Genomic DNA, 14,151 nt, shown 5'->3' on the forward strand with positions numbered 1-14,151 from the left:
CGTTATATCTGGTTATACGGCATTTTTCATCCTGCAAAAATGAAAACCTTTAAGTACAGTATTAACGAAAACGATGTAAAGCTGGCTGATTTTGCCCGCGCTTTAGCTTTGCCCATCAGGGTACAGATCATAAGGTTTATTGTTGAAAAAGGCTTCAACGTAAATAAAGACGACCTGTTTTTTGCCGATACCAACCAGGCTACGGTAACCAAACATATAGGCGAATTACGCACCCTTGGCATTATACAAATGGGAGGGCAACGCGGCCACATTACGTACCATATTGATCAAAGCTGGTTTACCCAGATGATCGCCGATCTTTCGGCCGTTTTTGGCGGGAGTTCGTTCGGCTTGCAAACGCCATCTGTTAGCGCGCCTCCCCTGCAAAAAAATAATAGCACAGGCGATGAACTTTTAGAACCACACGCGCACTTTGGTGCTTTTATCAAAAAGCACCGCGAAGAGCTAAACATCAGTCAGGAAAACTTCGCGCAAAAAATAACTGTCGATCGCAGTCAGCTAAGCCGGATAGAATGCGGCAAAGCATCTATTAATCCTGATAAGTTGAAAATTTTGTCAAAGGAGCTATACATCAGCTATCCGGTAATTAAAAAAGAATACTACAGCTACCAACTTGCCGAAATTATTGATGAAAATGGTTATGACGAGCAGATGCTGGACAGCGCGAAAGAGAAGTTGAACTATATATCGGGTAGAAAGAGCCGATGAGGCAGCTTCAGTATAAAAATTTAATTGAGCCGTTTAAGACTTACGAAGTTTCAAAAACTTCGTAAGTCTACTAAGAAGTTGTTTGGAAGTATATAAAAGCCGTGATTACTTCGTAATATCTATGAGATGTTTAAAAATGGGTGTCATGCTGAGCTTGTCGAAGCATGGCGGGCAGGGCCTCTGCGCGCGACCCTTCGACAAGCTGCCATTGATAAGTCTATAACGCGTTGATAATCAGGTACGCAAAAATGTCATCTGCAATGCTATTATTTGCGCGCAAATAAACCTTACTCAGGCTGACAGGCCTACCCACCAAATGTCGCATTTCCTTCAGGGGCCTCGACTTTATTAATATCCATAGCATAATTAAAAAAAGTTTGTCATCCTGAGGTACGAAGGATCTTCTTCAATAAACATGGCCGCTATACAGGGCGAAGAAGATGCTTCGTGCCTCAGCATGACAAAGGGGCGAATACCCCTACTTAACCGTAAAATACTGGTTGATCTTCAATGTATCTATACGCTGTACCGACGGATTCCCCAATAGTACCGTGGCCTTTACCAGCCATTTGCCCGAGCCAACCATTGTTCCTTTTATTTCGCCGCCAACGGGTTGCTGGCTTATATAATCGCAGCAAGGGCATGTAAAATTATACAGTACCTGCCCCGATGTGATCTGGCTGCTGCTGATGGAAAAATCGGCATTGCTTAATCCTGTTTTAAAGTACAGTTTGGCACTGGCATTGCATAAATTGTTGTTTACAGCATTATAAGCAAATACCCGGTTATCGCCTGCAACAATTTGCGCGGGCTGGCCAATATCGGCCTTGTTGGTAAAATTGTAAGTGCAACTGGAGTTTACCGGGCAACCGGTAAGTGGTTCGTTTTGATCTGTTTTTTTGTTTTTACCGCATGATAGGATGGCGGTCGAAAATAAAATGATGATCAATAGTTTGCAGGTGGTTCTCATTGGTTTGTGGTTTAAATATATTACGCAACCACTGCCCATTACGCTACATAATAACAAAAAAAACCTGGCCTAAAAGGCCAGGTTTTTTTGTTATTAACACAATTGAAAAAGCGATATTATTTTCCGTATGATACCCAGGCAGCTTTAGTCCAATCGGTACCGGCAGGGTCAACCGCGCCTACATAAGTAGTTTTGGTAAAGAAAGCATCTGTTAAAGCAGTTGCAGTAAATGCCGCGGTTGCAGTAGCCGCAGCCGAACCGGTTTTAGGCAACAGGTTAGGTGCAGTGTTGTTAAACGGATCTGTTAAACCAACTTCGGCAGCAGTTGCGTAAACTTTGCTTGCATCACGGCCTTCAACCAGTGTTTTTAAGCCAGCAGCTGTAAGGATAGCCGGGGTAGCAGATAAAGCGTCGACTTTGTAATTATCACCGTACGATTGTAAGATGCTGTTTTTAAAGCCGCTTAAGCCATCAACATAATTCTTAGCAGTTGGATCGTTATCGATATCTAAACCAGCCCTTTGGCCGCCCATAACAATTGAGTTGGCTAAAGTAAATTTCGAACCTCTTCTCCAACGCATGTTGTAACCGTAGGTGCTTACTGTACCGGTAGCGTTGTTAGGGCCGATAGCGGTGAAGTTAGACATGATTGGGTTGGTGATAGGCGTTAACAGGTAACCTTTAGCGGTGGTAGTGTTATCAACCTCAAAGTTGTTTGAAATATCGCCTGAGGTACCTTTATCATCATTAAACGCAGGATCTTTGATAGATACGCCAAACTGGATCTTTCCGTGGTATCCGTCGTCCAAATCAAAGTCATCGTCAGCGCAGTTATAAGCGATCAGGTATTTAGCGTTGAACGAGCCACCAAAAAATTCGAAGGCATCATCCAAACCACGAACGATCTGGATATGATCAACAGTAGTACCGCTACCAACAGTGTACATACTTAAACCGTTAACCTCATCACCTGGGTTAACAGCTTTGCCGCCGTATTCAATACGTACATATTGTAATACGCCCGAGTTATCTGCATCGTTAGTGCCACCAAAAGCTTTGTGGGCGGCATCAACGCCACCTTCAATAGCCTCGTGGTTGCCGTTACCGATAGCATTACCTACCACAATAACACCACCAAAATCACCTGGCTTAGGTGCAGTTTCGGCCGAAGTGAAAACGATTGGTTTATCGGCAGTACCGGCAGCGTTAATTTTAGCGCCTTTATAAACGATCAATACACCAGCCGAATCTTTGTTACTTACAATTTTAGTACCCGGCTCAATAGTTAAAGTAGCGTTGTTATCTACATAAACATAGCCGCGCAGCCTGTAAGTAACACCTGCAGTCCATTTGGTGTCTTTGGTGATCGAACCACGAACATCAACATTAGTTGCTGCCGGCGGATTAACAGGGATGGTGGTTCCGGGATCATCGTTCTTTGAACATGATGATGCAAAAGCCATTACGGCTAATGAACTCAATAAATAAATGGTTTTTTTCATAATAATCCTTAATAATTCTCTAATCGGTGTTTTCTCTGTTTGTATTAAGCTTTTCTATTTTTTAAAATCGAAGTTGTACTTGAATGAAAGGGTTGTACCGAAGCCGGCGTAGCGGCTTTGGATGATCTTGTCTTCGCCTGCTTTGTAAGCGGTTTTGTTGGCAGCGCCGTAGTTGTTATAAAATCTGAACGGTTGCGCTAACAGGTCGGACACGGTAAGTTTAAGCTCGGCGTGTTTGTTGAACAATGATTTGCTTGCCTGGAAATCGATCACGTCGCGGGCATTCTCATAGATATCAACAGAACCAACTACACCACGGAATTTGAGACGTTGCCCAACACGGTTGTAAAGCACGTTGAATGAAAAGTCGCCGCTTTCAGGAGTATAATAAAGGCCCGAATTGATCAGGTAAGGCGACTGCCCTTGCAGCGGGGTTGAAACCGATCTGCCGGCACCCAGGTTAACCTTGGCGTTGATGTACGATGCGTTTACATAAAAAGTAACGTTGCGTAAAAAGCTGCCCTCGGCTATAAAGTTTAATTTTTTGCGTAACTCTGCCTCTACACCAAAATCTTTTGCATCTAAAGCGTTTTGATAGGTAAGGATATCATTACCCTGGTTTATTTGTTCGATAGGGTTTTTAAACTTTTTGTAGAAGGCCGAGATGGATACGATCTCGCCGCCCGATGGATAGTATTCATACCTGATGTCGGCATTATCAACCAAACTACGTTGCAGGTCGGGGTTACCCGCTATAATAAAGTTGGTTTGATAATCAAAATACCTGAAGCTGGCCAGCTCCCTAAACTCGGGCCTGTTTACCGAACGGAAATATGATAACCGCAAGTTTGTTTTTTCGGTTAAAGAATACGTAAGGTTGGCCGATGGCAGTACATCGGTGTTGTTATATTTTTGTTTGGTTTTGCCAACCGGGCTTAGTTCCTGGTTATAACTTTCAACACGCGCACCCCAAACCAAACGTAGCTTGTCCGAAAACTTATTATCTAACATAGCATATCCGGCACCTTGATCGGCTTTGGCTTTGTAGCTGGTTGAGCTGAGGTCAAGTATAGATAGGTTGATACGGTTTTGCGCTATACTTTGTGGACTGAATATGTTGAATATGGTATAGCCGTTGGTAAGCTCGATTGGTTTTGAACCAAGGGCATCGGCGCTTGTGTAGCCAAGGGCGTCGATGGTAAAATCACGGTCGCGGTGCGATGCAAGGCCACCGAATTTAAATTTTTGTGGTTGGTTTAACCATTTAAAAGGGATAGCCAGGTTAGCCTTTGCGCCATAGATATTTTCATTAAGCTTTGAATATACACGGCCAAGGGTATTGGGTTTCGGACTGTTTTCGCTCGATAATGAAATATATTCAGGGGCGTTATCCGGTGTAAAAATGGTAACGATGCGCTGATCTGGTTGATTACGGTATGATAGGCCGTACGATGTATTCCAGTCGAAAACAATATTACGTTTACCAAAAGTATGCTGCCCTTCTAATACCGACGAGTAGATGCCGTTTTGAGTGGTCTCGACCGAGTAGCCTTTAAATTTAAGCGGCGTATTGAGGCCTGTTTCAAAATTATTAGCGTTGCTTGTCTGCTCAAAATCTACCGAAAAATCGTTGTTGTACAGGTTACGGAACGCGATCTTGTTTTTGCCAAAAGTGTAGGCAAAGTTTAATAAACCGCCCAGGCTTTTGTAGTTGTTAAATACGTTACGGTCAAAGCTGTATTGAGGGATCTCGTTGGCTGCATCGTTAAAGCCGGTGTAGCCTATCCTGTCGCCAAACGCGGCCCTATGCCCGTTGCTATAATTTAAGCTGAAGTTATAGCCAAAACGGTTATTGTTTTTGGTAGGGTAAGAGTTGCCGGTTGATAACTGGAAACCGATGTTAGGCAAGCTGCTTTGCCCTTCCTGGTAATAGAAAGTATTAGGGAAGCGTTGCGCTATCGCTATTTTTTGATCGCTGGTAGTACCTGATGTGTAATTGTTTCTTACACTGGTATAGGCCGATGGCAGTTTTCTTGATCCATCATCAAAACCCAGGAAATCGTATTTGCCGTTTGGCCTTGCATCAATAAAGTTATTTTTGAAGGTTGTTTTTGAGTTGTAGCCAACACTAAGGGCAACTTCTAAAAACTGTTTATCGGCAATATCTTTGGTGATGGTATTGATGGTACCGCCCGCGAAATCGCCCGGAAGATCGGGCGTAGCAGTTTTATAAACGATGATATTATCAATCATGCTGGCCGGGATAATATCAAACGCGAAGGCTTTTTTATCAGGTTCGGAGCTTGGCAGCGAGGTGTTGTTGAGCATGTTATTGTTATAGCGCTCAGATAAGCCGCGCACTACCACAAATTTTCCATCCTGTACCGAAGTACCGCTTACACGTTTTAAAACGTCGCCGGTGTTACGGTCCGGAGATTTACGGATCAGATCGGCCGAGATACCATCGGTAACCTGCACGCTCGATTTTTGCCTTGCGTATAACGCGTTTACCGATTCCTGACGATAGGTAGCTTTGATCACAACCTCTTTTAAGGCTTGCGTATTGGCCTCGTCAAGCACGGCATCCAGTTGTACAACCGCGCCGGCTTTTACCTCAACATCCGATACCGATTTGGTTTGATAACCGATATAGCTGATACTGATGGTGTACCTGCCCGGAGCGATATTGCCTAATATATAGCGGCCATCAACATTGGTTGATACGCCTTTGCCAGTACCCGTGATACCAACACTTGCACCGATAAGCGTTTCGCCTGTTTTTTTATCGGTAATTTTACCGGCTATTTTTCCTGTTGATTGTGAAAATGCCTGTGTTACCGATAAGGTTAACAGTATAAAAATGATTGATGAGTAGCTTTTTAACCGATGCATAAAATTTAATGATGTGGCAAAACTACCCGGGACGGGTTAAACGAATGTTAATTTAATATTATCATATCGAATATCTTAGATATTAGATTTAACAAAAGGCAAATCCTCATATTTTCTTCACAAAGGGGTTATTTATTTGCCCAACAATGGCAAAAGCAAAATGATAGTATCAATTTGTTGGAAAATACTTGCCGGGCATAGTATCTTTAGCTGATTTTAAACATGGCAATTCATAAAAAGGAAGAGTTTACTTCAACAGATCAAATGATATCGATGGTTGCGAAAGCCATGTCGCACCCGGCGCGCATTGCCATTTTGCGCATTGTATCCGAAAATCCTAATTGTACTACGGGCGATATTGTTGATTTGCTGCCGCTGGCGCAAGCCACCGTATCGCATCATTTAAAGGAGATGGCGGCGGCTAATTTGATCATTGCATCAAACGAGGGCAAAAAGTCCATCTACCAAATCAACTGGAAAAGCTGGAATATGTACACTGCCTTGTTTGGAGGGCTGGCTGATAATATTCAGGAGAAATAGTTTTTTGAGGATTTCGGAGTTCGGATGTTCGATTTCGGATTTATTTCTTGGATTCCATCAACTGTCGTCATTGCGAGGTACGAAGCAATCCCCAATAGGCAGAAAAGTTAAGCAGATCCGCCCTGTATAGTCGGGGATTGCTTCGTACCTCGCAATGACGAGGGGGATATGGCTTGAAAATACATCAGCGAATCTCAAAGTGGCTTCCGTTAGGATTGAGGCGTATATTAAAGATCTTATCAAACTTGATTAGCATTTTGTTAATTCTTTAATTCGATAAATTCCGGTTCAGACAAGAATTTAATTTTTACTATTTTTGAGCACAAAAACTTAACGACATGAATTTTCCGGCTGAATTAAAGTACACCAAAGACCACGAGTGGATAAAAGTTGAAGGCAATGTTGCTATCGTAGGCATTACCGAATTTGCTCAGAGCGAGCTTGGTGACATTGTTTATGTTGATGTTACCTCATTAGGTAAAGAAGTTGGCAAAGATGATGTGTTTGGTACCGTTGAAGCGGTAAAAACCGTATCTGATTTGTTTATGCCTGTTGCCGGTACGGTAACCGAGGTTAACCCTGCACTGAACAACCAACCAGAATTGGTAAACAGCGATCCGTATGGCGAAGGCTGGATGGTAAAAATTACCGTTGCCGATGTTGCCGATGTTGAGGCCCTTTTATCTGCTGATGATTACAAAACCGTTATCGGCGTATAAATGAAGCTGTTTTTAAAATATCATGGGCCCGCTACTTTGTGGGCCTTATTTATTTTATACATCTGCTCGGCCGATCTTGGATCAGTTGATAAAGCACCCATGTTTTTCGCGGGTTTTGATAAACTAACCCATTGCGGTTTGTTTTTCACATTTACCGTGCTTTTATGTTTTGGTATCATAAAGCAACAAAGGCCCCGCGCCTTTACGTATAAAAAAGCCATTGCAGTTTTGGCCGTCTCCATATTTTACGGCGGGCTTATTGAAATACTGCAATTAGAATTTTTTACCTGGCGCACTGCCGATTGGAACGATATGTTTTGCGATGTGCTGGGTGCCTGTATGGGTATTTTTGGTGTGATGTTAACAGTTTGGGCAATAGGAAATGAAAAAAAATAGGTTGATCATATTATTAGGGGCGATAACGCTTATGGCAGGGTCATCATGTGGCATTTTTCATAAAAGCTGCAACTGCCCGCATTTTGGGGCGGTTAAATCGGCAGGTTATACTTGTACGGTTGCTTAAAAAAACTTTGGTTGTTATCAAAGTCGTCATTGCGAGGCACGAAGCAATCCCCAATTAGCAGATTCGTCATGTATTGTTCGCGATTTCATTGGTGAGTGATTACAATAGGCAGCCATTTTATCAAGGCTTACTGACAAAACCCTGTCAGTGTTCAATTTTTGAAAAACGGGTGTTCAATGTTTTATTTTTCAAAATCGTAAGTTATTGAATATCAATAACAATGCGTTCAATTGTGGAAAATTGTACAATATCTATAACACGTAAGTCGCTGACTAACAGCATTGTTCAATTTTGTAAAAATAACGAAGTGTTTACACTTTCAAAAATTGAACACTTTGTTTTACAACCTCACACTAAAGTCATTTACACAAACCTTTATTTAAATTACACGTCAGAACACTCATCTTATTTGGATTTATTATAAATAAGATTACATTTGCTGTGTTTTAAATTTATAGGATGAAGCTTTCACAGTTAGCAATAGGCGAAGTTGGTATCGTAAAGGAGTTTACCGATCTGGAAATGTCGGTAAAACTGATGGAGATGGGTTGTTTGCCGGGCGAAGAGGTACGTGTATCGCGCATAGCGCCACTGGGCGATCCTATTGCCATCAGTGTATCTGGTTACCAGTTAAGTCTGCGTAAATTTGAAGCATCAACCATCATTTTGCAATAACTTGTAAGCATTGAACGCCAATATAAGAGTTGCGTTAGTAGGGAACCCCAACACCGGTAAATCAACTCTGTTTAATATACTCACCGGGCTAAATCAAAAAATAGGAAACTTTCCGGGGGTAACGGTTGATAAAAAAACCGGAACCAGCCAGTTGCCCGACGGTCGCACGGCCGAGATTGTTGACCTGCCTGGTACCTATAGCATCTACCCCAAAAGCAAAGACGAATCCATTGTATTTTCAGTACTGGCCGATAAATCAAAAGGCCTGGTGCCCGATCTGGTCGTGGTTATAGTTGATGCCTCGAACCTGAAACGCAACCTGCTGCTCTACACCCAAATAGCCGATTTAAAGATCCCGGTTATCGTAGCCCTCAACATGATGGACGTGGCCGAAAAGGCAGGGATCAAAATTAATGTTGATCTGCTGGCTAAAAAACTCGGCGTTCCGGTTGTACCGATCTCGGCAAGAAAGGCCGAGGGCATTGATAAATTAAAAATCGCCATTGCTTACGCCAATAATGTGGCGTTGCAGCAGGACACTATAGATGTACACAGCCTGGCCCCTGGCATCATTGCCCAGATAAGCGGCGAAATGCAGATTGATAACCCATACGTAGCCCTGCAACTCGCCCATCAGCACGAAACGTTGAGCTATCTATCAACCGAAGAGAGTGACCGAATTGAAGCGCTGGAGCAGGAACATTCCTTCCATTCGCAAAAAGCGCAGGCATCGGAAACCATCGCCCGTTACAATTTCATTAATGATCTGCTTTATGATACGGTTACCAAACCACAGGCCGCTCATGACGAAACTGTAAGCAATAAAATAGATAAGGTACTTACCCACAAAGTATTTGGCTTTGTGATCTTCTTCGCGATACTGTTATTCATATTCCAGGCTATTTTTTCATGGTCGGCATACCCAATGTCGTTAATTGAAGATCTGTTTGTATGGCTACAGGCCGGTGCCGCTAAAGTACTGCCTGCTGGCCCGCTAAGCAGCCTGATCAACGATGGCATTTTGGCCGGATTGAGCGGTGTGTTAGTATTTATACCGCAGATAGCTATCCTGTTCGCTTTAATCTCTATTTTAGAAGATACCGGCTACATGTCGCGCGTTACTTTTATGATGGATAAGGTGATGCGCAAGGTGGGCCTGAACGGTAAATCGGTTGTGCCGCTTATTGGTGGTTTTGCCTGCGCGGTACCATCTATCATGAGTACCCGCACTATCGAAAACTGGAAGGATAGGATGATCACTATTATGGTTACCCCGTTGGTAGCCTGTTCGGCCCGTTTACCGGTTTATACGTTACTGATATCCCTTGTAGTGCCAAGCCGCAACGTTTGGTGGGTTTTTAATTTACAGGGTCTTGCACTTACGGCTATGTATGTGCTGAGCATTGTTTCGGCAGTGATCGTTGCCTTTGTAATGAAGTTTGTGCTTAAAGCCCGTGAGCGTGGTTACTTTATCATGGAACTGCCCGTATATCGTACACCAAGGTGGAGGAATGTGATCTTCACTATGTATGATCGTTCAAAAACCTTCGTACTACAGGCCGGTAAGGTGATCATCGCCGTATCCATTGTACTATGGGTGCTGAAATCATACGGTCCCGGCGATAGGTTCGCGCAGATAGATAAACAATACGCCCAGCCTCAATATACTAAAACCATGACACCCGATAGTCTCACCAAGGTTATCGCTTCCGAAAAACTGGAAAACTCATATGCCGGTGTATTCGGCCATGTTATTGAGCCGGTGATCAAACCATTGGGTTTCGACTGGAAAATAGGCATTGCCCTCATCAGTTCCTTTGCCGCCCGCGAGGTATTTGTAGGCACCATGGCCACCATTTACAGTGTGGAGGGTGATGCTGATAAACTCCAATCGGTACAGGAAAAAATGCACGAGGCTAAAAACCCTGATACCGGGCAGCCGGTGTTTACCTTAGCGGTTGCTTTTTCGTTGATGATGTTTTACGCCTTCGCTATGCAGTGCGCAAGTACCGTAGCTGTAGTTTATCGTGAAACTAAAGACTGGCGCTGGCCGGCAGCGCAGTTTGCTTATATGACGGCCTTGGCTTATGCTGCTTCGTTTATAGTTTACCATTGGTTGAAGTAGCTTTCCCTTCTTTTGTTGCCATAACGCCGTCACCGCTGTTCGAAGTTTCCAACTTCGAATGAGCTATGCCTGGAGTTTGTAACTCCAGCTGTACATCATGTAAGTTTACGCCTCCCGGAGTTGCAAACTCCGGGCATATACATCCGAAGTCGAAGACTTGGATAGCAACGTATCGTTGTGCGTAAAAAGTTTACAAATCATCAACCCTTGTCTACGAGCCATCAATCACCAAAAAGCTTTATATTTGCATAGAGGTAAAAATTGGATAAAGTAAAAGTTTTAGAGAAATATCTACCACCAGAAGCCGCCCCGCTTATTGGCCGCTGGATTGACTACTTCAAATGCGAATTTAAAATTTCGCGCAACCGCAATAGTAAATTTGGTGACTACCGTTCGCCCTACGGCGGTAAAGGGCACCGTATCTCCGTTAATTACGATCTTAATCCCTACGCTTTCCTGGTAACAACCGTGCATGAGTTTGCTCACCTGCACACCTGGAACGAGCATAAGCAAAAAGCCAAACCGCACGGTACCGAATGGAAAACCAACTTCAAAAAAATGATGCAACCATTTTTTGAAAAAGAGATTTTTCCTGCGGATATCAAAAAAGCGATAGTAAACTATTTGGATAACCCGGCGGCCTCAAGCTGCTCGGATCTGAACCTGTACCGCGCCCTGCGTAAATATGATCCGCCTAAAGAATCTGAAGCTATTTTAACGGTAGAAAAAGTACCGCTCAAGGCTTTGTTTAAGTTAAAGGATGGCCGTGTGTTTAGGAAGGACGAGAAGTTGCGCAAGCGGTTTAAATGTACTGAGGTAGCTACCCGGCGCATTTACTTGTTTAGCCCGGTTGCTGAGGTGGAGTTGATAGAAGGAGCTACGGCGGCGTAATACTTTTTTATTTGAGCCGTTTTAACTAAATTAGCATAAAAGCATTTACAACATGAGCGCTACCATCCCTGCAACTGCTGTCGATATTTACCGGATGCTACCGGAGGGGACGAGGTGCGAAGTGTTGTATAACCAATTGATCATGACCCCGGCACCTAATACCGATCACCAATTCATTTCCGTAAAGCTATCTGCACTACTTTATAACTATCTTGAAGAAACCCAAAAGGGCGTTATTTTACATGCCCCCGCCGATGTTTATTTTGAGGAGGAGCAATCTGTTTTGCAACCTGATGTTTTAGTTATTCTCAATGAAAATAAATCGATCATCCATAATGACGGTATTTACGGTGCACCGGATATTGTTTTCGAAATCCTGTCAGGTAACCGGATTCACGATACTCTAAAGAAGAAAAACCTTTACGAAAAGGCGGGTGTGAAAGAATATTTCATTATCGATCCGGCTGATAAAAAAGTGGTAATGTTCGCCATGAGTGAAAACAATCAGTATGAACTCGTTTACGAACTTATAGGTAAAATCACTTCGGAAGTTTTAGGGTGTAGCTTTAGTTTATAAACTTCATATCTGCCAATTTCCCCACCCCAAACAACCCAATCAATTTATTCCGTACTTTTACCGCATGGCAAAAGTTATATCGTTTGTAAATAACCCTTACCAGGAAAACACTTATATCCTATATGATGAAACAGGCGAATGTGTGATCATTGATCCGGGCATGTACACCGCGCCCGAGCAAAATGCCGTTGTTGCCTTCATCAAAAACAATAACCTTAAGCCGGTACACCTGCTCAATACACATTGCCATGTTGATCATGTACTGGGCAATAAATTTGTATTTGATCAATGGGGATTAAAACCCAAATTCCACATCGGTGAATCGGAAACTTTAGCCGCGGTTGTTGCTTACGCGCCAAGCATGGGTTTCAGGTATGAAGTATCGCCTATCCCCGATGAGTTTTTGCCCGAAACCGGTACCATCCAATTTGGTAATACTACTTTACATTTGATATTTGCCCCGGGGCATTCACCGGCACACCTTTGTTTTTATGATAAGGAGGATAAGATATTGATCGGCGGCGACGTACTGTTCAGGCAAAGTATTGGTCGTACTGATTTACCGGGCGGTAACTTTACCCAACTGATAGATAATATCGAAACCCAGCTGTTTACCCTGCCCGATGATGTTACTGTTTATCCCGGTCACGGGCCATCAACAACTATCGGTTATGAAAAACAAAACAATCCGTTTTTAACTTAGTTAATTGCTTTACAGTATCTTTATTAAAGGCATCAACATTCAACCTGAACGTATAACCCCGCACAATTGAACACGTCCATTTACATAGCAAAGCGTTACCTGTTTTCGGGTAAAAAAATGCATGCTATCAATATCATTTCGGGCATATCCATGCTGGGAGTATTGATAGGCAGCGCGGCGCTGTTAATTATACTTTCGGTGTTTAACGGGTTCGAAACAGTGATCCTTTCATTGTACAGCAACTTTACGCCCGAGATCAAGATCGAAGCCAAGCTCGGCAAAACATTCGATCCTAATACCCCCTACTTTAAATCGCTACACCAGGATGCGCACCTGTTTTCGTACACCGAAGTGCTGCAGGAAAAAGCGCTCATTAAATATGGCGACAGGCCTTTCTTAGGTACTATAATGGGCGTAAGCGATGATTTTTTGAAAAACCAGCAACTAGATAGTACCGTAACATCGGGTTCGTTCACCCTAAAAAGTGGCGGTCATAACTACGCAGTAATTGGCGTTACCATACAAGGTAGCCTTGGCATTAATGTTCATGATGAATTATCGCCCATGATCATTTATTCGCCTCGTCGTGGTGCGGAAAATTCGGCTAATCCGCTTAACGAGTTTGTGGTGCGTTCCATCAATCCAACCGGCGTGTTCGCCATTCAGCAGGAGTTTGATGATATCGCCGTAACCCCTATCGAGTTTGCCCGCGACCTGCTCGATCAGCCGGTGAATGTATCATCCATCCAACTTAATTATAAAAAGGGGACTAACCTTAACGCCGTTCAACAAAGCATTATCGATAAAATAGGAAAAGATTTTACTGTTAAAAACCGCAAGGAGCAAAACAGCGAGTTGTATAAAACCCTCAATTACGAGAGTTGGGCCGTGTACATGATTTTAACCTTTGTGCTCATCATCGCAATATTTAATATCATAGGCTCGTTAACCATGCTGGTTATTGATAAGCGGAAGGATATAGCCATACTAAGCGGACTGGGTGCCAACAAAAACCTCATCCAGGGTATCTTCTTTTTTGAGGGGCTGATGATCACCGCCATTGGCTGTATTGTAGGCATAATACTTGGTACTGCTTTTTGCCTGTTGCAGCAGCATTATGGCCTGGTAAAAATGGGCGCTAAATTAACAGTAATGGATGCCTACCCGGTTGACCTGCGCATTAAAGATTTTGGCCTGGTATTACTGACAGTTGGAGGAATTTCGGTAATCGCGGCTGGTATCAGTGCCCGTTTAAGTATTAAAGGATTGGACGAAATTAAACAGGATTTGTAAATTTGCTATTAT

General features: G+C 43.2%; 13 protein-coding genes. 10 read left to right on the forward strand and 3 right to left on the reverse strand.

Translation table 11 applies throughout. The features are described from left to right. Nucleotides 1-39 precede the first annotated feature (39 nt). Nucleotides 40-729, forward strand: coding sequence for a helix-turn-helix domain-containing protein (locus AAFN85_RS17960; RefSeq protein ID WP_347528990.1), 690 nt, complete (start codon nucleotides 40-42; stop codon nucleotides 727-729). A gap of 478 nt (nucleotides 730-1,207) precedes the next feature. Here the strand turns inward: AAFN85_RS17960 and AAFN85_RS17965 are convergent, their stop codons facing one another. The 3 genes from AAFN85_RS17965 to AAFN85_RS17975 form a co-directional block, all read right to left on the reverse strand. Next, the gene (locus AAFN85_RS17965) at nucleotides 1,208-1,699 is read right to left on the reverse strand and encodes a hypothetical protein (protein ID WP_347528991.1); all 492 of its coding nucleotides are present in this window, start codon (nucleotides 1,697-1,699) and stop codon (nucleotides 1,208-1,210) included. Between the two features lie 116 nt (nucleotides 1,700-1,815). Beyond that, a complete protein-coding gene (locus AAFN85_RS17970; protein ID WP_347528992.1) occupies nucleotides 1,816-3,201 on the reverse strand; it encodes a hypothetical protein in 1,386 nt (461 codons plus the stop codon). Between the two features lie 54 nt (nucleotides 3,202-3,255). Continuing rightward, nucleotides 3,256-6,093 carry a TonB-dependent receptor gene (locus tag AAFN85_RS17975; RefSeq protein WP_347528993.1) on the reverse strand — a complete coding sequence of 946 codons (2,838 nt, stop codon included), beginning with the start codon at nucleotides 6,091-6,093 and terminating at the stop codon, nucleotides 3,256-3,258. Nucleotides 6,094-6,315: 222 nt separating this feature from the next. Here AAFN85_RS17975 and AAFN85_RS17980 point away from each other — a divergent pair, with 222 nt between their 5' ends. From AAFN85_RS17980 to AAFN85_RS18020, 9 genes are all read left to right on the forward strand, one after another. After that, the gene (locus AAFN85_RS17980) at nucleotides 6,316-6,633 is read left to right on the forward strand and encodes a metalloregulator ArsR/SmtB family transcription factor (RefSeq protein ID WP_347528994.1); all 318 of its coding nucleotides are present in this window, start codon (nucleotides 6,316-6,318) and stop codon (nucleotides 6,631-6,633) included. Nucleotides 6,634-6,971: 338 nt separating this feature from the next. Then, the gene (gcvH, locus tag AAFN85_RS17985) at nucleotides 6,972-7,352 is read left to right on the forward strand and encodes a glycine cleavage system protein GcvH (protein WP_347528995.1); all 381 of its coding nucleotides are present in this window, start codon (nucleotides 6,972-6,974) and stop codon (nucleotides 7,350-7,352) included. Next, nucleotides 7,353-7,748, forward strand: a complete 396-nt coding sequence (locus AAFN85_RS17990) for a VanZ family protein (protein ID WP_347528996.1) — start codon at nucleotides 7,353-7,355, stop codon at nucleotides 7,746-7,748. Nucleotides 7,749-8,334: 586 nt separating this feature from the next. Next, nucleotides 8,335-8,550: a ferrous iron transport protein A gene (locus tag AAFN85_RS17995; RefSeq protein WP_119406572.1), complete on the forward strand. Its 216-nt coding sequence runs from the start codon at nucleotides 8,335-8,337 to the stop codon at nucleotides 8,548-8,550. A gap of 10 nt (nucleotides 8,551-8,560) precedes the next feature. Then, nucleotides 8,561-10,675, forward strand: a complete 2,115-nt coding sequence (feoB, locus tag AAFN85_RS18000) for a ferrous iron transport protein B (RefSeq protein ID WP_347528997.1) — start codon at nucleotides 8,561-8,563, stop codon at nucleotides 10,673-10,675. A 261-nt stretch (nucleotides 10,676-10,936) separates the two neighbouring features. Continuing rightward, on the forward strand, nucleotides 10,937-11,566 hold the full coding sequence (locus AAFN85_RS18005; RefSeq protein ID WP_347528998.1) for a SprT-like domain-containing protein: 630 nt from the start codon (nucleotides 10,937-10,939) through the stop codon (nucleotides 11,564-11,566). A 52-nt stretch (nucleotides 11,567-11,618) separates the two neighbouring features. Next, nucleotides 11,619-12,143 (forward strand): Uma2 family endonuclease, encoded by a 525-nt coding sequence (locus AAFN85_RS18010; protein WP_347528999.1) that lies wholly within the window; start codon nucleotides 11,619-11,621, stop codon nucleotides 12,141-12,143. A 64-nt stretch (nucleotides 12,144-12,207) separates the two neighbouring features. Beyond that, nucleotides 12,208-12,846 carry an MBL fold metallo-hydrolase gene (locus AAFN85_RS18015; RefSeq protein WP_347529000.1) on the forward strand — a complete coding sequence of 213 codons (639 nt, stop codon included), beginning with the start codon at nucleotides 12,208-12,210 and terminating at the stop codon, nucleotides 12,844-12,846. A 66-nt stretch (nucleotides 12,847-12,912) separates the two neighbouring features. Further along, on the forward strand, nucleotides 12,913-14,139 hold the full coding sequence (locus tag AAFN85_RS18020; RefSeq protein ID WP_347529001.1) for an FtsX-like permease family protein: 1,227 nt from the start codon (nucleotides 12,913-12,915) through the stop codon (nucleotides 14,137-14,139). The last annotated feature ends 12 nt before the right edge of the window (nucleotides 14,140-14,151 follow it).

This window comes from Mucilaginibacter sp. CAU 1740 (genome assembly GCF_039839285.1).
In the GTDB taxonomy this organism is placed as follows: domain Bacteria; phylum Bacteroidota; class Bacteroidia; order Sphingobacteriales; family Sphingobacteriaceae; genus Mucilaginibacter.